Source organism: Shewanella psychrotolerans, assembly GCF_019457595.1.
Classification (GTDB): Bacteria; Pseudomonadota; Gammaproteobacteria; order Enterobacterales; family Shewanellaceae; genus Shewanella; species Shewanella psychrotolerans.
In genome coordinates this window covers 2,632,679-2,656,634 of record NZ_CP080419.1, presented here as the reverse complement: position 1 = coordinate 2,656,634, position 23,956 = coordinate 2,632,679, and the positions used below count along the sequence as shown (strand labels likewise).

The 23,956-nt window shown below is 44.8% G+C and carries 17 protein-coding genes; 8 read left to right on the top strand and 9 right to left on the bottom strand.

Translation table 11 applies throughout. From position 1 onward, the window contains the following. Positions 1–36 precede the first annotated feature (36 nt). The 9 genes from K0I62_RS11625 to K0I62_RS11585 all read right to left on the bottom strand — a co-directional run bounded on the left by K0I62_RS11625 (position 37) and on the right by K0I62_RS11585 (position 13,799). Complete coding sequence (locus K0I62_RS11625) at positions 37–3,084, bottom strand: efflux RND transporter permease subunit (RefSeq protein WP_220068301.1); 3,048 nt, start codon at positions 3,082–3,084, stop codon at positions 37–39. Beyond that, on the bottom strand, positions 3,081–6,341 hold the full coding sequence (locus K0I62_RS11620) for an efflux RND transporter permease subunit (RefSeq protein ID WP_220068300.1): 3,261 nt from the start codon (positions 6,339–6,341) through the stop codon (positions 3,081–3,083). The genes K0I62_RS11625 and K0I62_RS11620 overlap by 4 nt, the downstream gene beginning before the upstream one ends. 14 nt (positions 6,342–6,355) lie before the next feature. Continuing rightward, a complete protein-coding gene (locus K0I62_RS11615) occupies positions 6,356–7,420 on the bottom strand; it encodes an efflux RND transporter periplasmic adaptor subunit (protein WP_220068299.1) in 1,065 nt (354 codons plus the stop codon). Positions 7,421–7,997: 577 nt separating this feature from the next. Continuing rightward, the gene (locus K0I62_RS11610) at positions 7,998–9,869 is read right to left on the bottom strand and encodes a DUF4097 family beta strand repeat-containing protein (protein WP_220068298.1); all 1,872 of its coding nucleotides are present in this window, start codon (positions 9,867–9,869) and stop codon (positions 7,998–8,000) included. A 7-nt stretch (positions 9,870–9,876) separates the two neighbouring features. Further along, positions 9,877–10,464, bottom strand: coding sequence for a hypothetical protein (locus K0I62_RS11605; protein ID WP_258404989.1), 588 nt, complete (start codon positions 10,462–10,464; stop codon positions 9,877–9,879). A 178-nt stretch (positions 10,465–10,642) separates the two neighbouring features. Continuing rightward, positions 10,643–11,053 carry a PulJ/GspJ family protein gene (locus K0I62_RS11600; protein ID WP_220068296.1) on the bottom strand — a complete coding sequence of 137 codons (411 nt, stop codon included), beginning with the start codon at positions 11,051–11,053 and terminating at the stop codon, positions 10,643–10,645. Next, on the bottom strand, positions 11,037–11,516 hold the full coding sequence (locus K0I62_RS11595; RefSeq protein ID WP_220068295.1) for a pilus assembly FimT family protein: 480 nt from the start codon (positions 11,514–11,516) through the stop codon (positions 11,037–11,039). Before K0I62_RS11595 ends, K0I62_RS11600 begins: the two co-directional genes overlap by 17 nt. Then, positions 11,510–11,920, bottom strand: a complete 411-nt coding sequence (locus K0I62_RS11590; RefSeq protein WP_286670315.1) for a type IV pilin protein — start codon at positions 11,918–11,920, stop codon at positions 11,510–11,512. The genes K0I62_RS11595 and K0I62_RS11590 overlap by 7 nt, the downstream gene beginning before the upstream one ends. 592 nt (positions 11,921–12,512) lie before the next feature. Further along, a complete protein-coding gene (locus K0I62_RS11585) occupies positions 12,513–13,799 on the bottom strand; it encodes a citrate synthase (protein ID WP_220068294.1) in 1,287 nt (428 codons plus the stop codon). A 412-nt stretch (positions 13,800–14,211) separates the two neighbouring features. Between K0I62_RS11585 and sdhC the strand changes: the two genes are divergently transcribed. From sdhC to sucD, 8 genes are all read left to right on the top strand, one after another. Then, complete coding sequence (gene sdhC, locus K0I62_RS11580) at positions 14,212–14,607, top strand: succinate dehydrogenase cytochrome b556 subunit (RefSeq protein ID WP_220068293.1); 396 nt, start codon at positions 14,212–14,214, stop codon at positions 14,605–14,607. After that, a complete protein-coding gene (gene sdhD, locus K0I62_RS11575; protein WP_220068292.1) occupies positions 14,601–14,948 on the top strand; it encodes a succinate dehydrogenase, hydrophobic membrane anchor protein in 348 nt (115 codons plus the stop codon). The genes sdhC and sdhD overlap by 7 nt, the downstream gene beginning before the upstream one ends. Further along, positions 14,949–16,715 (top strand): succinate dehydrogenase flavoprotein subunit, encoded by a 1,767-nt coding sequence (gene sdhA, locus K0I62_RS11570; RefSeq protein ID WP_220068291.1) that lies wholly within the window; start codon positions 14,949–14,951, stop codon positions 16,713–16,715. It begins immediately after the preceding gene. A 9-nt stretch (positions 16,716–16,724) separates the two neighbouring features. Further along, positions 16,725–17,432: a succinate dehydrogenase iron-sulfur subunit gene (locus K0I62_RS11565; RefSeq protein WP_220064302.1), complete on the top strand. Its 708-nt coding sequence runs from the start codon at positions 16,725–16,727 to the stop codon at positions 17,430–17,432. A 211-nt stretch (positions 17,433–17,643) separates the two neighbouring features. Further along, positions 17,644–20,466 (top strand): 2-oxoglutarate dehydrogenase E1 component, encoded by a 2,823-nt coding sequence (gene sucA, locus K0I62_RS11560; RefSeq protein ID WP_220068290.1) that lies wholly within the window; start codon positions 17,644–17,646, stop codon positions 20,464–20,466. A 31-nt stretch (positions 20,467–20,497) separates the two neighbouring features. Further along, positions 20,498–21,688, top strand: a complete 1,191-nt coding sequence (odhB, locus tag K0I62_RS11555) for a 2-oxoglutarate dehydrogenase complex dihydrolipoyllysine-residue succinyltransferase (protein ID WP_220068289.1) — start codon at positions 20,498–20,500, stop codon at positions 21,686–21,688. Positions 21,689–21,789: 101 nt separating this feature from the next. Continuing rightward, positions 21,790–22,956 (top strand): ADP-forming succinate--CoA ligase subunit beta, encoded by a 1,167-nt coding sequence (gene sucC / locus K0I62_RS11550; protein ID WP_220068288.1) that lies wholly within the window; start codon positions 21,790–21,792, stop codon positions 22,954–22,956. After that, positions 22,956–23,828 carry a succinate--CoA ligase subunit alpha gene (gene sucD, locus K0I62_RS11545; RefSeq protein WP_220068287.1) on the top strand — a complete coding sequence of 291 codons (873 nt, stop codon included), beginning with the start codon at positions 22,956–22,958 and terminating at the stop codon, positions 23,826–23,828. Before sucC ends, sucD begins: the two co-directional genes overlap by 1 nt. The last annotated feature ends 128 nt before the right edge of the window (positions 23,829–23,956 follow it).

The window sequence follows — 23,956 nt, the reverse complement described above, 5'->3', positions numbered from 1 at the left end:
AAAAGAAGGGCTACAAAAGTAGCCCTTAGTGATGGTTTAATGTGCCCAGGGCATTAATCGCCTCGTTCTCATATCGGCATTGCCAAGCTTAATCGCGGCATTATGGCGCATACGATATAAGGCTTGATAACATAAGGGGACTAAATAGAGACTCGTTACCGTGGAGAAGGTCAGTCCGCCAATAATCGCAATCGCCATGGGAGAGTAGGGTGGTCCACCACCGCCAATCTGAGTATCACCCATTGCAAGGGGGAACAGTCCCAGTATTGTGGTAGCTACAGTCATTAATACTGGGCGTAATCGGGTAATACAGACATCATGGATAGTTTGAGATAACATTTCTAAATCAGGGGTTTGTTGATTTATTTGGTCAACCAATACAATCCCGTTGTTAACCACGATCCCCATCAAAATTAAAATTCCAATCATAGACATTATTCCCATCGGGGTGCCTGTAATGAGTAGCGCCCAGAACACGCCTGTGATTGAAAACAGGATGGAAGTAATGATTGCCGTTGGTAACAAAAGCGATTCAAATAGGGCTGCCATGACGATATAGATCATTGCCACAGCTAAGATCATATTGGTCGCCATAATGGCTTGGTCTTCATCTTGGCGCTCAAATCCACCCCGCAGCGAGTAGTCATATCCTGGCGGAAATGAGACCGCTTGCATCACCTGTTTTATGGCTTTCTGTGCTTCTTCTGTGGTCATTTCATCTAGGTTAGCACCAATAGATAGTGCGGTTTGGCGATCGTAATGACGAATGGTGTCAAAGCGCGGTTGAATGCTAATCGTCGCCAAGCTTTGCAGGGTGTAGACGCGATTATCGAGCCTAACAATGGGGAGTTGCTTAAGTTTTTCAAGCGATGCTTTCCATTGTTTTTCGAAGGCTAACTCAATACGCAGTTCACCATTGGGATCGTGTCTAAATGAGCGCAGTGGCGAGCCTCTCAGCGCCATTGATACGTTTTGTGCCAGCTCGCTTAAGCTAAGGTCGAGCCTTGCTGCCATGGTGCGATCGAGTTGAATAATGACCTCTTGCTGGGTCCCATTAAGTTCTGAGCGTACATCGGCAAGACCTTTGATATTTGTCAGCAGTGGTATGACTTGCTCACTAAGGTTGATTAATTCAGATGTCGAGCGTCCTGTTAATGTTACTCGAATACCACTGTTTTCATCTCCCCAGCCAAATTGTGGCTTTGCGATTGAAAACTTTGGAAAACCTTCACGGATCTTACGTTTCAGTGCCTTCAAGTCGATATCTTCATCTTCTTTAAGCAGCAGCGTCGATTGACCACGGTCGGCGGAAAAATAGCTGTAGACAGAGTCGATATAAAACTCATCTTTATTGGCGTAAAGGTAGTCCTCCATTCGATTAATCATAGCTTCAGTAACCGCTAGGCTATGGCGGCCTTCCACTTGATAGTTGATATAGAGGCGATTATTACCTTCGCCGTCTGATTGATCTTGTTGCACCATGCTTAGGGGCAAAGCGGTTGATGCTAGCAGTATCATGGCTACGATACCTGAGCGCTTCGGGCGATGTAAAATCCAGTTAAGACTGCGCTCGTAGTAGTGCTGTAACTTACTCTCCTTTGGATCCATTTCAATATCGAAATGAAACTTGCTTAACATTAATGGGATCAATGTTTTCGCCACAAGTAAAGAGGAAGCAAGTGATATGCAGATTGCGATCGCGACATGCTCAAGGAAGATTGTGAGTTGGACTTTTACCCCGAAAATATTAGGTAAAAATACGATGGCCGTTGTTAGTGTCCCAGCCAGAACGGCTAATGCGACTTTGTTTACCCCTCTCAGTACTGCTTTCTCTGGAGCCTCACAGCTTGAATGTTGTTTTTCTTGTAACACGCTTTCACTGACAACTACGGCGTTATCAATCAGCATACCAATGGCGAGCAGTAAACCCATCATGGATAAGATGTTGAGGCTGTAACCCAAAAAGTACATCCCAGCCAATGTCATGCACAATGAGATAGGCACAGAGGAAACCACAACCAAGGTCATTTTCAGGTTGCGCAGGAATAAATACAGTACCGCAAACGAGAGCAGGGCACCGAGGAGTCCCGCCATTAGCAGATCAGACAGCGATGATTTAACGCCATATGCCTGATCTTCCATGATAAAGAGCTTGATCCCTTGAAACTGCGGATCTTGTTTAGCTGCTTCGATGACCTTAAGTACTCGGTCCGATACATCGACTAAATTAGCTCCCGACTCTTTAAAGACATCGAGCCCCACGGCATAGTTTTGATCGAGATGACGACCATCTAAGCGCTCAGGTAGCGCATAGCGTACGCTGGCGATATCACCTAATCTAATGCCAGGCACTAATACTAAGGCTTCGATTTCATCTAGGTTTCGAAATTCGCCTTTGGGTGACACTTGGTAGACTTTGGCGTTCGCTCTGAGTGTTCCTGCGCTGATGATAAAGTTCTCTTGCTGCAGACGAGCTTGCAGTGCCGCTGTACTGATGCCGCTCGCAGTGAGTTTTTCCGCATTAAGGCGCACTTCAATTTGCTTCTGCTCAACGCCATATAGAGTGACTTGCGATACGCCTTCGACACGCTCTAGCGGCTTCTTAAGCTGCTTGTCGAGTAAGTCGAAAGCGCCCGAGAGTTCTCTGTCGCTGGAGATACGGATCGTTAGCACTGGCATGTCGGCGGTAGAGAACTGCCTGATAAATACTCGCTCAACATCTTTAGGTAGCAGGTGACGCACCGCATCGACTTTCTCTCTGGCTTCAAGGCTCTTAGTCGAGACATTCTCGCCCCATTTCATCCGTAGCTCAATCTCAGCGCCATTTTGAGAAGAGCGAGATCTTAGCTCTTCGATGCCGCCCATGGTCGCCAGAGACTCTTCGAGCACATTGGTGATCTCCCGTTCAACCTCGGCAGGGGTTGAGCCTTTATAGGGCACTTCAATTAGCACCTGCGGCATTTCGATGCCCGGAAACATCTCTAGCGGTAATAGTCGACTCGACGCGAGACCAAACAGCAATATTGCAACAAAGAACATGCTGGTGGTTACGGGACGGGCAATGGCTAAGCGGGTGATATTCATTGTGCCTCTCCCATGACAGACTCAGCAGATTTAGGCTCTGTTTCCACTCGATACTGCTTACGGTCAAATAGCGAGTAAAGCGCTGGGATCACCACCAAAGTCAATAAGGTCGCAAGGCTTAAACCAAAGATTACGGTTATTGCCATAGGCGCGCGCACTTCACTACCGTCACCTAGGCCAAAAGCCATAGGGGCTAGACCAAGCGCAGTTGTCATGGTTGTCATAATGATGGGTCGCAGACGTGATTTAGCCGCTTCTTCAATCGCCATCGCTTTTTCCATGCCTTGCTCACGCAGTTGATTGATTCGGTCGACCAATACGATGGCGTTGTTAACCACGATACCCGCCAACATGATGAGACCGATAAACACCACCACACTAAGATGTGTTTGAGTGATATAGAGTCCCAAGATGCTGCCACCAACCGCCATTGGGACGGCGATCAAGATAAGTAGTGGGTGGATAAGTGATTCAAATTGGCTCGCCATGACCAGATAAACTAAAAATATGGCAAGTACTAACGCTATCTGTAGTGACTCGAACGAATGCTCCATCTCTTCATTCTGGCCGCCGAAACGCACTTGAATAGAACTAGGGATTGTTTGCTTATTCACAATGGATCTTGCTTCAGCGACGGCTTCGTTTAAGTCGCCATAAGCCAGGTTTGCAGAGACAATGGCTACGCGTTGTTGACTGATCCGGTTAATGGCAGAAGGGCCTAAATTTAGTGATACTTTAGCTACAGCGCTGAGTGGAATTGGCTGATTGCTATTGGGGTTAATAATCATTGAATCGATATCACTTATTTGATTGCGCTCCTCGATTTCACTGCGAACCAGGATATCTATTTTTCGGTCTCGAACAGTGTACTGACTGGCAACTGTGCCACCTATGCGCTGTGCAATACGGTTGGCAACTGTTGGGGCATCCATCCCTAATGCGGCTAAACGCGCATGATCAAAACGTATGCTGAGCTCAGGTTGACCATCGCGTAGACTGGTGTTGAGGTCGGCAAAGCGATCTGAATCGGAAAGGGCGCCCACTAAATTATCGGCTGTTTGTTTTAGTTGGGTAAGATCATAACCAATGACTTCAATTTCCAGAGGGGTTTTAAAGCTAAACAGCTCCGGGTGTTGGATTTTTGCTTCAAGCTCAGGTATGCGCATTGCCGTGGTTCGTAACACTTGGGTAACGGCATTAAAGGCTTGGTGATCGGCCAGTACGACTTGTAATCGGCCCCAGTTTTCACCGCCGCGCGAGGTGTCAGATGTCATTAGTCCACCGCTACCTGCTTGACTGTAAGCATGTTTTACATCTTCTCTGTCCTTGATCGACAACGCGAGTTTTTGCAAAATTTTGTCGGTTTCATTTACCTCTGTACCCGGTGGCAGAAGCACTTCAACATAGAATTCCCCCTGATTCATTGGTGGGATCAGTTCCATGCCTAAACGTGGCACTAAGCTCATGGTGCCAGCCGTAACAGCGATAGCAATGGCTAGTGTCAGCCAAGTCATTTTCAGTGCTTGGCCTAGTAAACGATGGTAAATCTTCTCTACCCCGTTATAAAGCCAATTAAATAAGCTACTTAACGGGCGCATCACTAACCCAGCTAACCAAGATAAGGCGCGAGTCAGCATCAATCCTAGGGTGAGTAACAGTGATGGCAGATAACTAAATAGCACCACAAATGGAAATGAACATATGGTCGCGCCATAGTGCTTGAACTTGGCCATCTTAGTATCAAGGACCGGTTTTTCACTCTTTTGCATAAGGTGTGGCAGTGTCTTAAAGCCTTCACGAGAGGCGAGCATCGGAATCGTGGTTAATGCCACTAACAGCGAGGCGAGCAGGGCAAAGGTCACTGTCAGTGCTTGATCTGAGAACAGCGCGCCAGCAACGCCATCAACAAAGACTAAGGGCACGAATACGGCTAGGGTGGTCATTGTTGATGCGAAAATCGCGCCTGCCACCTCTTTGGTTCCAGTCACTGCGGCATCCAATTTGCTCATTCCTAGCTTTTTGCAGCGGTCGATGTTTTCAAGGACGACGATGGCGTTATCAACCAGTAAACCAACCGCCAGCGCAATACCTCCTAATGACATGATATTTAAACTGATGTTAGCGAAATACATCATGTTGAAGGTGGCGATGACAGAAAAGGGAATAGAGATTGAGATGATAAGTGTGGGTACTATGTCGCGTAAGAAAAGATAGATCACCAACATGGACAGTAAGCTACCGATCAAGGCCGCAGAGGTCACTTCACTTACTGCGCTTTCGATAAATTCAGATTGGTCATAAATTACTTTTAGATCCGCTTTTTCACTGAGCTTATTGAGTTTCTCCAGTTCTGCATTCACTTTACGCGCTACTGCGACGGTATTAGCATCCCCCTCTTTATAGATGGCCAGTTCAATCGATTCTGCCGAGCCGATGCGGGTGATATCATTGCGCTCTTTATGGCTATCGATAATATCGGCAACTTCGAATAAGCGTACTAAGGTTTGGTTGTCGCGATAGATGACGATTTGACCAAGTTCTTCGAGTGAATTGAATTGGTTTAATGTACGAACTAAATACTCTTTTTCGCCTTGAACCACTTTGCCTGCTGACAAATTGATATTTTCCGCTGCAATACGCTCACGGATCTTGTCTGCATTGAGGTTAAGCTGAGTTAACTTTTGCTGATTGAGCTGGATATGAACCTCTTGTTCAAGCCCACCGGATAATCTTACCGCGGCTACGCCAGTTAATGACTCTAATTGACGCTTTAACTCCTCTTCGGCAAAGGTTCGCATCTGTTTTAGTTCGTTAGGTGTTGCATCAGGTACCGAAAGTGCTAAGCGAACGATAGGGTCAAGGTTGGGATTGAAGCGCAGCAACAATGGTTTCTTTACGTCTAAAGGCAACTCAATGGTGTCGAGTTTTTCTCGTACGTCTAAGCTCGCCATATCCATGTCGGTGCCCCATTCAAACTCAAGCACTACATCTGACATACCTGAGCGTGAGATAGAACTGATTTTTCTTAAGCCTTTTACTATCCCAGCGGCCTCTTCAATCGGCTTTGACACCAGTTGTTCAACTTCAACTGGTGCTGCTCCCACATATTGACTACGAATAGTGATTGTTGGATAGCTCAGATCGGGGAGCAATTTAACTGCAAGTCGTGAAAATCCGACCATGCCAAATAGCATCACCGCAAACATAAACATCCATACGGACACGGGACGCTTTACCGAAGTGTTAATTATTGACATAAACTTGCTTCCCGTTACTGTTGTGCTCGAGCGACGTCAAGCTCGCTGATCACTTCTACTAGAGATTGATCTTTAAGATTCTGATGACCGCGAATAACGATCTGTTCACCCGGCTCGATACCAGCCGTGACTTCTACAGTGTCAGCTTCGCGATAGCCTAGGGTGACTTCTCTACGGGAGGCGTTCTCTCCATCAATCACATACAGCGCGAATTGATTATCTTGGTTGACCACGGCGTTGTATGGCACAGTGATCACATTGGTATGGGTGTCATAGCGAAGTTCTACTCGGGTAAACATTCCCGCTTTAAGTTTTGCATCTTGATTTGGCACCGAAAGGGTGACTTTGAAAGTACCGCTTTGAGGGTCGACAATCGGGCTGATACGCAGTACTTTTGCATCGATGCTGTTATCGGTTTGCTTATTGGCAAAGAGTTGGGCGTCTTGGCCCAGGCGTAAACTATTGAGTTGAATTTCAGGCAGGTGAACAATACCGTATAACTCATCTTGATTGACCACATAGAATAGATCGTCAAATTCTTTTGCCATGTTGCCTTGTTTTACAAAACGTTTTGCGACAACACCTTCGATAGGTGAGCGAACCATGCTTTCTTCAACTTGTAGCGCGGCCAAATCTCGTTTGGCGATGGCAGCTTGAAGGTTGTATTCAAGTTTTGCCATAGAATCAGCGCTGATGAACTCTTTATTGCTCATTTTTTTCAAGCGATTGAGTTCTTGCTGAATAATTTCGACTTCGGCCTGTGAGCGTGCTAAATCGTATCGTTGGCGCTTGGCGTCAATCACGGCTAAGAGTTGGCCTTTGGTGACACGGTCACCTTCCTCAACATTAATCGATTCGATTAGCCCTGATATTCGGGTGACGACGTTGGCTTCGAGTGGAGCTTCAAGCGTGGCGGTTGTGCTATAGAAAGAGGAAACATCACCTTGTATGACCGTTGTCGTTTCAACGGGGATGGCGTACTTCTCTTCCTCTTTGGCTTTTTCCTCATTCCCACAGGCACTAAGGACGGCAACAAAAAGTAGTGGAAGGGCAAGTTTAAATTTTGATAGAGATTCCATGTGAGCTTACCTATTTTATTTATCCAATTAACACTAGTAAGCACAATCTGTGCCACTAGGTAAATCCGCGTTAAATCAGAGTTTTACATCTTTGTGTTGCAAGAAGGACTATGGTGTTAGACCTATGTGTAGCGAATTTGTTTAATTTGTGATGTTTTTGACTAATAGCAATCAGTATATAGAAGTATTTTCTACTCAGTTTTTTTGGGCAACTCATTCAAGGCGAATAGATGGATGAAGGAATGCGTGTTTTCTTGTGAGGCCTTTCAACGCAGAAGTAGGAAGGTAAAAAACGCCTAACAGGCGAGTTTTAGCACGCTTAATGCACGACTATAGGGATTTAGGAGGTAGGGTAACGCATGGCGCAGTTGCCGAGGATACTAGAGCCGAGGAGCAATTAAAGACCTTGCCTCATCAGCGCTAACCTTTAGTGCTAAATCGTCGCTGAGCGATCACATCTTTATACTAATTGGTATAAATATAGCCAGTAGATGATGGCAATATAAGCGTGAAAGCTCGACACTTTCGGGGGATCAGCCAAAGATTCATCGCCATTAAGATAGCGTTGTGGAATCAGTTAAAGGTAACGAGACCATAGTTGGGTTACATTGGTAATCGTTGAACCATTGCCATTTTCGTTAGTCTCAGAGCCTCTGGTTACTATGTGTTCTGGCTCGTATGTCGATGGCAGGTTAGATAGATCTATGGTTGTAGAGCCTCTAAATGATGAGCCTTCCGAACTAGCTTTTTGATTTCCGACGGTAAGATAGCCATGAATAACACTACTACCCGTTGTTGATATTAAGTTGGCACACACAACACTACCAAATACTTTTGTCGATGCTCCCAGAGATATATCACCTCCAGAAAATATATCATCAACATATCCACCAGCCATTAATGCTGTATTTGCCAGTGGATTACTGACGTAATTTCCTATTGAACATAGGTTAGTCGGATAAAAGTCACTATAGGTAGGGTTAATACATACGTCGGAATAACCTGAGTAGTTTGGCGCTTTTATTACAAGTTGGGCGCTGGTATCAATGTTTTCTGTTGCTAATATTGTGTTGACGAAAGTACCTTGTTTCAGATCGACACTGCCATTAAACCAAAGAATAGCAGGAACCATTTCTTTACCAGCAATAACCCATGTTTTAGAGGAAGAGTTATAAGTAAAACAACTATTATAATTGGAATGACCTTGACATATTTTCTTGTTACAGCTGCTATCACTATATGTACTTGAGGTACAGAGGTAGTCATTAAACCCGCCTGAACCTACTAAATAATAGCGACCGTCATCTATTTCACTCATATTTTTGACGTCAACAATGACCTTTCCTGTATCGTCATGATCAAAAGCCAAATTGGCTTTTGATCTTAATGTCCAAACATCAGCTTCTAGTTTATTTACTGTCATTTTTGTAAGTGGGGTAATGGAAACCGTAAATCCTGGAATCTTGCTAACATTGACCTGCCCACCGTTATAATCTAGTTCTCCAGCAACTTTACCTTCATTCACTTTACTATTACCTGATTCGGTAAAGTTACCCTCTGCTTCTAGATAACCAACAGTCGCACTCTTTATCTCTATATCTCCTTGGGTATATATAGAACCAGCTTTTGAACCAGCCCTTACATTAACATCCCCAATAGCTGTCAGCCGTTCTGAAACCGTTGTGCTGCTTTTTAAGTCTATGTTTCCATTTGCTTTAGCATTTAGTGTACTGACCGAACCTGAGAGTGTTATATCCCCCATCGCTGTTACATAACTGTAACTCCCGCTGCCAGTCAACACGACATTCTGTTCGGAGCTAACGGTGGTGATATCGTTTTGTGATCCACTAAGCGTTATATTTCCAGATGAATAAAGTAGGCTAAAACCTGAAAGGCTGCCACGACCATCAATATCGCCATTAATAAAAAATGAGGTGTTAGTATTATCTCCATTAATAATATTAATATCACCGCTAAGATCTAATGAACCTTCTATAAAAACAGCATTACCTAATGTGACAGTATTAAGACCATCATCAATACTCTCTTGGACACAATATATAGTTTCAATAGTCGATGAACTCTCAGCAATGGTGCCTGTGATATGGGAAATCACTTGAACGCCATCAACACAGCGGCTTGATGCATTATTGACTGAGATTATTTTACCAGAGAGCCCGGTATTAGCTTCAAAACTAATACTGTTATTTGCCTCGAGTGTTAATGCACCATCACGGCCAATTTGATATAAAAACTGCCTTACTGCTTCTACAGCGCTCCAAGCGCGTATTTGTGCTTGGGTAATAGCATGAACTGTTGTTCCTGTTTCTTGTGAGCTTTTAATATAGCGCATCGAGCTGGTCACCATCGCTACTAATGCAAGCCCAAAAATTGCCAGCATTATAATGCCAGCAAAGCCGCCTTGTTTGTGATACATCCCTTTACGCATAATCGATTCATCCACTGAAATTGGTTAAACAAGAAGTCCATGGAGTGTAGCTAGCAGCCTTGCTCCAACCAACACTTATCTTTAATCCTGCTTTGATCTGGGCATCACTTTCTATGCCTGCGAGCTCACTTATTTGCGATTCCAATAAAGATTTTGATACTTCACTTTCAAATGGCGAACACTTACCTACATCCAGTGAAGCGGTGATAGTTAATGGGGCATCAAGCACATCGGGTTTGATTATTCGGGTTATATCCCAGTTTTGGTTTGACCAGAGGGTTGCAATCGGTGAACAGCTGTTGCTGGCAGTTAAAGCGTAAACTGCTTTGGTATTAATGTCGGATAAAATACCTTTGCAGTGGTACTCGTTACTATTGGTTGACAGTGTCGTATTTTCTTCCCAAAAAATAGCATTACCGGTTTGGGCAGAAAATTTAATTGGCACAAGAGTTCCTGGTGTAGTGAGTTTCTGATGGTGAGAGTTAAATGTCAGTGAGGCATTTTCGACAAGGATAAGTGTTGTATTAGTTGCCGCAGTTTCAATGCCAAATCCTGCATTTTGAGTCAAATTTTGAATGGACAGTAAACCTGCCATATTTTGTTGATTTCTTATCGAAAAAGATTGGCTGCCACTAATGGGATCATAGATATGATAAACAACTGACTTATATAGCCCCATCATAGCTAAGAGTGAGACAGAGCTGACTAATAAGCCTACCATCAAGCTGATTAGTGAGAAGCCTTTGTTTTTTATTTGATTTGACTTACGCAGTTTAATTCTGAATTCGGAGTGCATAGCGGCCTAACCTCGGATCAGAAGCTGTTATCGTAAACGTGGGTAACATCACTTTTTTCTCTATATTGTTAATCGTAACAATGGACTTTTGATAACTGCAGGTTTTACTATATTCCACGTTTTGTGTGGATTTCATGTCTCGATTGAGTATCATTATTTCTGAAGTGGTCGTTGTACCAACTATAGAGCAGTCAACCTGAACCCCCTTACTGGCAAGTTCACCTCTTAGTTCATTAAGGACTAGATTTTGGACATTGTCTTCTACTTGCTGACGCATCGATGCAGCCAAACTGTAAGCGACTCCTAGACCTGAAATGCCGACTAACACTATGCCAATCATACTTTCAAGTAGGGAAAAACCGCGTTGGCGTTTACTCAAGATATCCATTGGCAGTATTACTCCATAATGCGACGTTATAAGATGTTGCGACAGAGCAAGATATAGAATCTAGTGTTGCTGTTTTTGGCAATCCCGCAGAATTAAAAGCGATGCATGCGCTGGTCTTGTCTGTGATTGAAGATGATGTAACAGGGAGTGATGCTATCCATTCTGGCGCGTTACAATTTAAATTGCTATTACTGCCTTTTTGTACACACAAGGTATTGTCTATTAATAGTAAATAAGCTGATGGATTGGTGCTATTCGTTCCTGTGCGCAGCGCTAATGCTCTAGCACTTGCATAACCTTGTGCTAAATTTTCTTCTGCATCTTTAATTTTTTGTTTCGCTAACCAGTTGATCGTGAGAGAGCTGCCATACATAGCGATGATTGAGCTGATAACAATCGTTACCATTAACTCAATTAATGATAATCCAGCTGATTTTCTGGAGTAAATGGGGGTGGCTACCATGATGTGAACCCGCACTTATCAGTTGCTGTACGTTGATTCTTTTTATTTAAAGTTAATACACAACCACTTAAAGTTTTTACTCCCTCAGCTTTAAGCTCATAAGTGTTACTGTTACTGGCGATGGTATAATTAAAATAGGTTGTTTCTGAAGGCGCCCAGCCTGTGAAAGAGTTCGTGGTAGCAGCGGTTCCTGCATCGTTAGCTGGATATGCAAGTTGATTTTTATATATAGATTCCATTTCCATAGATAAACCGACCAAATCGGTTGATGCAGCTCTTGCTCGGCTAGTGATAATAAAGTGTTGATATGACGGTAATGCGATAGAAGCCAGTATCGCTACAATTGCAACCACGACCATCAGTTCAACTAATGTAAAACCTGCTACTTTACTTATTTTATTCATTGTTTAACTAACCCTGCCTTTCCTTGCTTAGGTCGCTTAGGTCATTGATTAATTTGATATTATAATCTAAACCTACTCTACTTAAAATTGATAATATGTTAATACAAAATGATACAGAATAATACTTAAATATAATATGCCAAATGATGTAAGCGCTTGACCTTGTTTTCATCCTTAGCTTCCTCGATTTATTCTTGGTATTCCATTGCTCGGATCATTGAAGTATCTCGATACCGAAACACTGGTGTAGGCGTTATCTGTTGGGAAAATCGCTTAAGAAAAGTCTCATCCAAGCCATTTTATTTTCGCTAAATCCTACCAACGAGGATGAGAAAGGCAGGATGGAATGGCGATTTTAGAAGCTTGATTTTAAAGTTATTATTTATTGCAACTGGTATTAGACAGCTTTGCTTAGCGGTGTAAATAATATTGTTTGCGTCATATCACGAGGAGTATGAAGTGTCTGATAGAGAAATAAATAAGTCATTGATGGATAAAAAAATCCAGTACAAACAAAATGTCTGTACTGGATTTTTTAATAATGGTGGTTCGGGTTAATTAACTTCTTTAACTCAAGCCACTATAAAAAGAGCTATCGTTTGTCTATTTTAACAAAGCTACGTTCCACTGAGCCAGTATAAAGCTGACGTGGACGACTGATCTTATGACCTGGTTGGTCTAACATCTCTTTCCAGTGAGCGATCCAACCTACGGTGCGCGCTAACGCGAACAGTACGGTGAACATGCTAGTTGGAATACCGATAGCCTTCATAATGATGCCTGAGTAGAAGTCTACGTTTGGATAAAGCTTCTTAGACACAAAATATTCATCTTCAAGGGCGATGCGTTCAAGTTCCATTGCTACATCAAGCAGCGGATCATTCACTTTCAGTTCAGCAAGCACTTCATGACAGGTTTCACGCATGACTTTAGCGCGAGGGTCAAAGTTCTTATAAACGCGGTGACCGAAACCCATCAGGCGGAATGGATCATCTTTATCCTTTGCACGTTCGATAAACTCAGGAATACGATCGACAGTACCAATCTCTTCTAGCATGTTCAGGCAAGCTTCGTTTGCACCGCCATGTGCAGGTCCCCATAGTGAAGCAATACCCGCAGCGATACACGCAAATGGGTTAGCGCCTGAAGAACCAGCCAGACGCACTGTAGAGGTAGAGGCATTTTGCTCATGATCTGCGTGCAGGATAAAGATACGGTCCATAGCGCGTTCGATGATAGGGTTAACCTTATATTCTTCGCAAGGGACCGCAAACATCATGCTTAGGAAGTTGCCCGCATAGCTTAGGTCGTTACGTGGGTAAACAAATGGCTGACCAATTGAGTACTTGTAACACATAGCAGCTATAGTCGGCATCTTAGACACTAATCTAAACGCAGCAATTTCACGATGATGCTCATCGTTAACATCAAGCGAGTCTTGATAAAATGCAGACAATGCACCTGTTACACCACATAGCATGGCCATTGGGTGTGCATCACGGCGGAAACCACGGAAGAACGACGCAAGTTGCTCGTTAACCATAGTGTGTGTCTTTACCGTGTAGACAAATTTGTCGTATTGAGCCTTGTTAGGTAAGTCACCGTAAAGCAGTAGATAACAAAGATCTAAATAATCTGAATCGACGGCAAGTTCGTCGATAGCGTAACCACGGTGTAAAAGTATACCTTGGGCGCCATCAATGTAAGTGATAGCGGATTCGCAGGATGCTGTTGCTAAAAATCCTGGGTCAAATGTGAAATGACCTTTGCTACCTAGTTTACTGATGTCGATAACATCAAAACCTGCCGTTCCTTTCTTAATAGGCAGTTCAATCGAATCGTTCCCTGGTAGTTCCAATTTGGCTATATTATCAGCCATACCCCGTTCTCCTTACTTCATTCTTATGTGAGTGCGGCTTTGTCAAACGCCAATACTTTACAGTGAATGTAGATCACATTTCAATTTAAATAACTGTTTAAATTTCTTAGACCATGGTCTTAATAGGGTTAAATCGCTAGCTAATACAGTGGCTTGGGATGCTTTTTTGTTAAAAAAACAAAATTTGCATAATGTGATGTTTGTATTTGACATTTCTGGGGCGTATACTTGCCACGGCTCGCAAGGGCAGCAAACAATCCAATCCATAAACCCTATTTAGTTCGCTTTATTAGTGGTTTTTGAATTAGTTAACTGTTTGTTTCAACTTTTCTTTTGTGGCGAGATGAGGTAGTAAGTTTGCTTGCTGGTCAAATTTCGTTCGAAAGAGGTTCAATAACAAAAATAATGCTCAATGGAGCAGAGTGAGCAGAACGTGAAAAAGCAAAGACCTGTCCATCTAGATCTGCAGACCATTCGCTTTCCTGCAACAGCGATTGCGTCAATTCTTCACCGTGTATCCGGTGTCATCATGCTGTTTGCCGTCGGCATTCTTATCTGGTTGTTGAGTGAGTCACTCGCATCTGCTGAGAGTTTCGCAGGCATTCAATCTCTATTTGATAACTTCTTCGTTAAGTTTGTTGTCTGGGGAATTCTGACCGCCCTTGGTTACCATCTTGTGGTTGGCGTACGCCATCTCATTATGGATACCGGCCGCTGGGAAGAGTTGGACTCAGGTAACACTTCAGCGAAAGTCGCTTTCGTTATTGCAGCGACACTGTCAATCATTGCGGGGATTTGGGTATGGTAACAAATGCAGCAAGTCTTGGACGCAGCGGCGTTCATGATTTTATTCTTATTCGTGCTAGTGCAGTTATCCTGACTTGTTACACTCTATTCTTAGTAGGGTTTATCGCTGCTAGTGCGCCTCTCACTTATGACATCTGGCATGGTTTATTCAGCACCTTGCCGATGAAAGTGTTTACCCTATTAGCCTTGGTTGCAATATTGATCCATTCATGGATTGGTATTTGGCAGGTGCTGACGGACTACGTTAAATGCGTTAGTCTACGTGGTGTACTCCAATTCTTCTTCGTCGTGGCTGCCTTCTCTTATTTGGCTGCTGGCATTGTTATTGTGTGGGGTGTTTAAGTGAGTATTCCAGTTCGTGAATTTGATGCAGTCGTTATTGGCGCTGGTGGCGCAGGTATGCGAGCTGCACTACAGATTTCTAAAGAAGGTAAGAGCTGCGCGCTGTTATCTAAAGTATTTCCAACGCGTTCTCATACCGTGTCTGCGCAGGGTGGTATTACCGTAGCGTTAGGTAACGCCCATGAAGATCACTGGGAACAGCACATGTACGATACCGTAAAAGGTTCCGATTTTATCGGTGACCAAGACGCTATCGAATTTATGTGTCAAACAGGTCCAGAAGCCATTATCGAACTTGAGCACATGGGTCTGCCATTCTCTCGTTTTGACAACGGTAAGATTTATCAACGTCCTTTCGGTGGTCAGTCAAAGAATTTTGGTGGCGAGCAAGCAGCTCGTACCGCAGCAGCTGCTGACCGTACTGGTCATGCGTTATTGCATTGCTTATATCAGCAGAACGTAAAGCATAAGACTCAAGTTTTTTCTGAATGGTATGCGCTCGATCTCGTCAAAAACGAAGACGGCGCAATCGTGGGTTGTACAGCTATCGAAATAGAAACTGGCGAGATTGTTTATTTCAAAGCGAAAGCGACCATTCTAGCAACTGGTGGTGCAGGGCGTATCTACGCTTCGACTACTAATGCGCATATTAATACTGGTGATGGTATTGGTATGGCGATGCGCGCTGGCGTGCAGATGCAAGACATGGAAATGTGGCAGTTCCACCCAACGGGTATTGCTGGTGCAGGTGTTTTGGTGACTGAAGGCTGTCGTGGCGAAGGCGGATATCTACTGAACAAAGACGGTGAGCGTTTCATGGAGCGTTATGCACCTAATGCGAAAGATTTAGCATCACGAGACGTGGTTGCACGATCTATGATGACTGAGATTCGTGAAGGTCGCGGCCTCGATGGCCCATTAGGACCACACTGTCTATTGAAACTTGACCATTTAGGTAAAGAAACCCTAGAAGCGCGTCTTCCTGGTGTTTGTGAACTATCTCGTACCTTTGCTCACATCGATCCTGCTGATGGTCCAATCCCTGTATTGCCAACGTGTCATTATATGATGGGTGGCTTGCCAGCTAAAGTGAGCGGTCAGGTTATTCGTAAGAATGAAGATGGCAGCGAGCAAGATGTTGTCGGTCTATTTGCTGTGGGTGAAATTGCCTGTGTATCAGTACACGGAGCCAACCGTCTCGGTGGTAACTCACTGCTCGATTTAGTGGTATTTGGTCGTGCAGCCGGTCAACACTTAGGTAAAGCGCTTGACGCAACAGCTGATCCAAAAGAGGCGACAGATGCCGATATCGCTAAGTCGCTCGAGCGTCTAAACCGTTGGGAAAGCAACAAAGACGGTGAAGATCCTGCGCAAATCCGTAAAGATCTCCAGCTCTGTATGCAGCTTAACTTCTCTGTATTCCGTAGCGGTGAGGCGATGGCAGAAGGTCTCGCCGAGCTTAAGTCGATTCGAGAACGTCTCGCTAATGCTAGGTTGTCTGATAATTCAAGTGAGTTTAATACCCAACGTATTGAGTGTCTTGAGCTGGATAACCTAATGGCGACTGCGATCGCAACGGCTTATGCGGCTAACTTCCGTACCGAGAGTCGTGGCGCACATTCACGTGAAGATTATCTCGAGCGTGATGATGAGAACTGGTTATGTCATAGCGTGTTCGACCCAGTAACTGAGCAGATGACTAAGCGTGAAGTGAACATGGAGCCTAAGCTTCGTGCGGCATTCCCACCAATCAAGCGTACCTACTAAGGAAATATGATGAATTTGAAGATTGCTATTTATCGCTATAATCCTGACGTAGACACTAAGCCTTACATGAAGGACTACACGTTGGAGGTGGCAGAAGGGACCGATATGATGGTGCTTGATGTCCTAATGCAGCTTAAAGTGCAAGATCCAACCTTGGCGTTCCGTCGCTCATGTCGTGAAGGCGTATGTGGTAGTGATGGCGTAAACATGAATGGTAAAAACGGCTTAGCGTGTATTACGCCAATCTCTACCTTTAAAGGTAAGAAGATTGAGATCCGTCCGCTACCAGGCATGCCAGTCGTTCGTGACTTGATTGTAGATTTGACTCAATTCTATAAGCAGTACGAAAAAATTAAGCCTTTCTTGATTAACGATGAAAAAACGCCCGCGCGTGAGCATCTGCAATCACCTGAAGAACGCGCACACTTAGATGGTCTTTATGAGTGTATTATGTGTGCTTGTTGTTCTACAGCCTGCCCATCATTTTGGTGGAACCCAGACAAGTTCGTCGGCCCAAGTGGTTTGTTACATGCGTATCGATTCCTTATCGATAGCCGTGATACTGCTACCGAAGAGCGTTTGTCTGAGCTTGATGATGCTTACAGCGTATTCCGTTGTCACGGTATCATGAACTGTGTGGACGTTTGTCCTAAAGGACTCAATCCAACTAAAGCAATTGGGCATATTAAGTCTATGTTGCTGAAGAGAGCAGTGTAAATGCAACAAATAGAGCTAATTTTAATAATTATATAGCTCAATGAGAGTCACTTCTTTTTTGAGGAAGTGGCTCTTTGTGTAATGGAACTACAATATGCCGTGAAATCTGGACTCTAGGGGCGGCAGATATTTTGCAATTGCAGTGCGTTTAACTGGGATTGCATTTTAAGACTTTGGCTAAACACGTGTATAAAGTTTGAAAGGAATAGAAATGCACCAAGGCATCATGAAAGCCTGGCTCGATTCGTCTCACTTGAGTGGCGCGAACTCGACCTATGTAGAAGAGATGTATGAAGCCTATCAAGAGGACCCTCAGTCAGTTTCTGAAGACTGGCGAGCGGTGTTTGATAACCTCCCATATGCCAACGGTGCAACAGCAGATGTGCCGGAAGCTGCCCACTCCAAAGTACGTGAATATTTTCGTAGTTTAGCGTTAGAAGGTCGTCATAAGAGTTCAACTCGTATGACAGATCCTGATGTCGATGCTAAACAAGTTAAAGTTCTTCAGTTGATCAACGCTCATCGTTTCCGCGGTCACCAGAATGCGAATCTGGATCCCCTTGAAATTTGGAAGCGTGATACCGTTACTGAATTGGACCCAGCCTTCCATGGCTTAACTGACGAAGATATGGATCGTGAATTCAATACTGGTTCGTTTGCACATGGTGGTGACACCATGAAGCTTCGCGATCTGGTTAAAGCCCTTAAGGCCACATATTGTGGCGCTATTGGCGCTGAATACATGCATATCACGGATACCGATGAGAAACGTTGGATTCAACAGCGTTTGGAGCCATCCTTAGGTAGAGCTAATTACGATAAATCCACTAAGACCCGTATTCTCGAAGGCCTCAATGCCGCCGAAGGTATGGAAAAGTATCTCGGTGCTAAGTTTCCTGGCGCCAAACGTTTCTCGCTAGAAGGTGGTGATGCGTTAGTCCCTATGATGCGTGAGATCATCTATCGTGGTGGCGAAGCGGGTACCAAAGAGATTGTCGTGGGGATGGCTCACCGCGGTCGTTTAAATCTTCTTGTTAACATTTTGGGTAAGAAGCCTTCAGAGCTGTTTGATGAGTTTGCTGGCAAACACAGCGACGAGCTCAATGGTTCGGGTGACGTTAAATATCACCAAGGTTTTTCATCTGATTTCGAAACGCCCGGCGGTAATGTGCATTTAGCACTTGCGTTTAACCCATCGCATCTTGAAATTGTTAATCCAGTGGTTATGGGCTCTGTTCGAGCGCGCCTCGATCGCCGCGGCTGTAAGACAGGCCTGCAGGTCATGCCTATCACGATTCACGGTGACAGTGCGATTGCAGGTCAGGGGATTGTGCAAGAGACATTTAACATGTCTCAAACCCGAGCTTTTAGGGTCGGTGGCAGTATCCGCATAGTCGTGAACAACCAAGTTGGTTTTACCACTAACTTAACTGAAGATACTCGTTCAACTGAATACTGTACCGATATCGCTAAGATGGTTCAGGCCCCTATCTTCCATGTCAATGCTGATGACCCAGAAGCCGTTGCTTTTGTGGCTCAGATTGCGGTTGATTATCGTAACGAGTTTAAACGTGATGTGGTTATCGATCTGGTCTGTTATCGCCGTCATGGCCATAACGAAGCCGATGAGCCTAGTGCGACTCAGCCATTGATGTATGCCAAGATTAAGAAACATCCCACACCACGTAAGATTTATGCCGATCGTCTTATCGAAGAAAACACCTTAGCAGCTGATGAAGTGACAGGCTTAATCAACGACTATCGTGATGCGCTAGATAAAGGTGATTGTGTCGTCAAAGAATGGCGTCCGATGACGTTGCATACTGTTGACTGGACACCCTATCTTAATCGTGAATGGGATGAAACTTATCCTGGTGAGATGTCAAATGAGCGTCTACAAAACCTAGCGAATAAGATTAGCTACGTACCAGAAAGTCATAAGTTGCAATCTCGCGTAGCTAAGATCTATAAAGATCGCGCATTAATGGCTAGCGGTGAAAAGCTGCTTGATTGGGGCTTTGCCGAAACCTTAGCTTACGCCTCGATTCTCGAGGACAAGAAACGTGTGCGGATTACGGGTCAAGATTCGGGTCGTGGTACTTTCTTCCACCGCCATGCGGTGCTCCACAACCAGAACGATGCGACAGCTTATTTGCCACTTCGCCATGTTGCCGATGATCAAGGTCCTATTGATATTTCTGATTCAGTATTGTCAGAAGCTTCAGTGCTCGCGTTTGAATATGGTTATGCCACCGCAGAACCTGGTGGACTTACGATTTGGGAAGCGCAGTTTGGTGATTTCGCTAACTGTGCCCAAGTGGTTATCGATCAGTTCTTGTCATCGGGTGAGCAGAAGTGGGGCCGTTTATGCGGTCTGACTATGCTGTTGCCACATGGTTATGAAGGTCAAGGCCCTGAACACTCAAGTGCACGTCTAGAGCGTTTCTTGCAGTTATGTGCAAACCATAACATGCAAGTGTGTGTGCCATCGACACCGGCACAGGTTTACCACATGCTACGTCGTCAAGTCGTGCGTCCAATGCGTCGTCCTCTTGTCGTGATGTCGCCAAAATCATTGCTGCGTCATCCGCTGGCCGTGTCGAGCTTAGAAGAGTTAGCAAGTGGCACTTTCCAGAGCGTCATTGCTGAAATCGACGAGCTAGACAGCAGCAAGGTTGATCGCGTGGTGTTCTGTAGCGGTAAAGTGTATTTCGAACTGCTTGAGAAGCGTCGCAAAGAGAACGTTACTAATGTTGCCCTAATTCGTGTTGAGCAACTTTATCCGTTCCCGCATGAAGATATGTTGCAGATCCTTGCTCAATATCAGCACGTTAAAGATTTCGTATGGTGTCAGGAAGAGCCTCAGAACCAGGGTGCTTGGTATTGTAGCCAACACCATTTCTGGTCGGCAATCCCTGCTGGAGCCCAGTTAACCTATGCCGGTCGTGAAGCGTCTGCTGCGCCTGCTTGTGGTTACCCATCGCTCCATGCTCAGCAACAAGAATCTTTAATCAATAGCGCATTAAAACTGTAGTAATAGACAATTTATAAAAGGATAGCTTTCCATGAGTATCGAAATTAAGGTACCCGTACTGCCAGAATCCGTTGCTGATGCAACCATTGCCACATGGCATGTTAAAGCTGGTGAGCAAGTGTCGCGTGATCAAAACTTAGTCGATATCGAAACCGATAAAGTGGTACTTGAAGTGGTTGCCCCAGAAGATGGTTCAATCGTTGAATTTTTCGCTGAAGAAGGTGATACCGTACTTGGTGAAGCTGTGATTGCTAAGTTTGTAGCGGGTGCGGTTGCTGGTCAGGAAGTGTCTAAGGAAGAGGCCGAAGCGGCAGCGCCTCAAGAAGCGACTAGCGATGAGTCTAATGACACGCTAAGTCCATCGGTACGTCGTCTGATCGCCGAGCACAACTTAGATGCTGCCAAGATTAAAGGCACAGGTGTTGGCGGACGTATCACTAAAGAAGACGTTGAAGCATTCGTGAAAGCAGCGCCAGCGCCTAAGTCTTCTGCAGCGCCTGCAGTTGTTGCACCACTAGGCGAGCGTAGTCAGAAGCGTGTACCTATGACACGTCTACGTAAGACCATTGCTAATCGTCTACTTGAAGCGAAGAACTCAACTGCAATGTTGACGACTTTCAACGAAGTGAACATGAAACCTATCATGGACATTCGTAAGCAGTATCAAGAAGTGTTTGAGAAGCGTCATGGTATTCGTCTAGGTTTCATGTCTTTCTACGTGAAAGCCGTGACCGAAGCCCTGAAGCGTTTCCCTGAAGTGAATGCGTCAATCGATGGTGATGATCTTGTTTATCATAACTATTTTGATGTAAGTATTGCCGTATCAACACCTCGTGGTTTGGTCACTCCAGTGCTGCGTGATACCGATATGATGACCCTAGCGGATATCGAGCGTAATGTTCGTGAGCTAGCAATCAAAGGTCGTGACGGTAAGTTAACTGTTGAAGATATGACTGGCGGCAACTTCACCGTGACTAACGGTGGTGTGTTTGGCTCACTCATGTCGACCCCTATCCTTAACTTGCCACAGAGCGCGATTTTAGGCATGCATGCCATTAAAGATCGCCCAATGGCAGTTAATGGTCAGGTAGAAATTCTGCCTATGATGTACCTAGCATTGTCTTACGACCACCGTATTATCGATGGTCGTGAGTCTGTTGGCTTCTTGGTTGCCATTAAGGACTTCCTTGAAGACCCAACTCGTCTGCTATTAGACCTGTAAGACGACGTTGATTCGATGCCTATCGATAGGTAGGCATCACCCCTCGCTACTGGCTCAACTGAGCTGGTTGGATTTGATAAGAAGTATACGGATAGATCATCATGAATTTGCATGAGTATCAGGCAAAAGCCCTATTTGCCGAATATGGTTTACCAGTGTCAGAAGGTTTTGCATGTGACACCCCTCAAGAAGCGGTTGAAGCAGCAGGCCATATTGGCGGAGATATGTGGGTTGTTAAGTGTCAAGTACACGCAGGCGGCCGTGGTAAAGCAGGTGGCGTTAAAGTTACCGGCGATAAAGAAGAGATCAGAGCATTCGCTGAAAATTGGTTAGGTAAGAACCTTGTTACTTATCAAACTGATGAGAAAGGTCAGCCAGTTGCTAAGATTTTAGTTGAAAGCTGTACCGATATCGCTAACGAACTTTATCTTGGTGCTGTTGTTGACCGTGCGACTCGTCGCGTTGTTTTCATGGCATCAACTGAAGGTGGCGTTGAGATTGAGACTGTGGCTGAAGAAACGCCAGAGTTGATCCACAAAGCGATTATCGATCCTTTGACTGGTCCTCAACCATATCAAGCACGTGATCTTGGCTTCAAGTTGGGTCTAACTCCAATCCAAATGAAGCAGTTCACTAAAGTGTTCATGGGCCTGGCGACTATGTTCAACGACCATGATTTTGCATTGCTTGAGATCAACCCACTTGTTATCACTGAAGAAGGCAATATCCATTGCTTGGATGGCAAAATTGGTATCGATGGCAACGCATTGTTCCGTCAACCCAAAATCCGTGATATGCACGATCCATCACAAGATGATGCTCGTGAAGCGCATGCGGCTAAGTTCGAACTTAACTATGTTGCACTAGACGGTAACGTAGGTTGTATGGTTAACGGTGCAGGCCTAGCAATGGGTACCATGGACATCGTAAACCTACACGGCGGCAAGCCAGCTAACTTCCTAGACGTTGGCGGCGGAGCGACTAAAGAGCGCGTAGCTGAAGCGTTTAAGATCATTCTTTCTGACGATAACGTTAAAGCGGTTCTTGTGAACATCTTCGGTGGTATCGTACGTTGTGACATGATCGCTGAAGGCATCATTGGCGCCGTTAAAGAAGTGGGTGTTAAAGTGCCAGTAGTGGTTCGTCTTGAAGGTACTAACGCAGATCTCGGTCGCGAAGTATTGGCTAACTCTGGTCTTGACATTATTGCAGCTGAATCACTAACTGACGCTGCAGTTAAAGTTGTTGCTGCTGCGGAGGGCAAATAATGTCTGTATTAATCAATAAAGATACCAAAGTTATCTGTCAAGGTTTCACTGGTGGTCAAGGTACTTTCCATTCTGAGCAAGCAATTGCTTATGGCACAAAAATGGTTGGTGGTGTTTCTCCAGGAAAAGGCGGTCAAGTTCACTTAGGTCTTCCAGTATTTAATACTGTTAAAGACGCCGTGGCTGAAACTGGCGCAACAGCGACCGTTATCTATGTACCTGCACCTTTTTGTAAAGATGCCATTCTTGAAGCTATCGACGGTGGCATTGAGCTAATCGTTTGTATTACAGAAGGTATTCCTACTCTGGATATGCTTCAAGTTAAAGTTAAGCTTGAAGAAACTGGTGTTCGTATGATCGGTCCTAACTGTCCAGGTGTGATCACTCCGGGTGAATGTAAGATTGGTATCATGCCTGGTCACATCCACAAGCCTGGTAAAGTCGGTATTGTTTCTCGCTCTGGTACGCTAACGTACGAAGCGGTTAAGCAAACTACCGATGAAGGTTTCGGCCAATCAACTTGTGTTGGTATCGGTGGTGACCCAATCCCAGGTACTAACTTCATCGACGTATTGGAAATGTTCCAAAACGATCCATTGACCGAAGCCATTGTTATGATTGGTGAGATCGGTGGTACTGCTGAAGAAGAAGCGGCTGAGTACATCAAAGCTAACGTGACTAAGCCTGTAGTGTCTTACATTGCTGGTGTAACTGCACCTGCTGGTAAGCGCATGGGGCACGCTGGTGCCATCATCGCTGGTGGTAAAGGTACTGCAGAAGACAAGTTTGCAGCACTAGAAGCCGCAGGTGTTACAACCGTTCGTTCACTTGCCGACATCGGTAGTGCACTGCGTGCTAAGACTGGTTGGTAATACCGGTTTTGAGCATTAAAAAGGCGCCTTAGGCGCCTTTTTTGTTGTCACTTTTCAACACCTATTATTGAGGTGGCGAATGGATGATGGAACTCTTTTCCCTTGTGAGTCCATTCAACGTAGAAGTA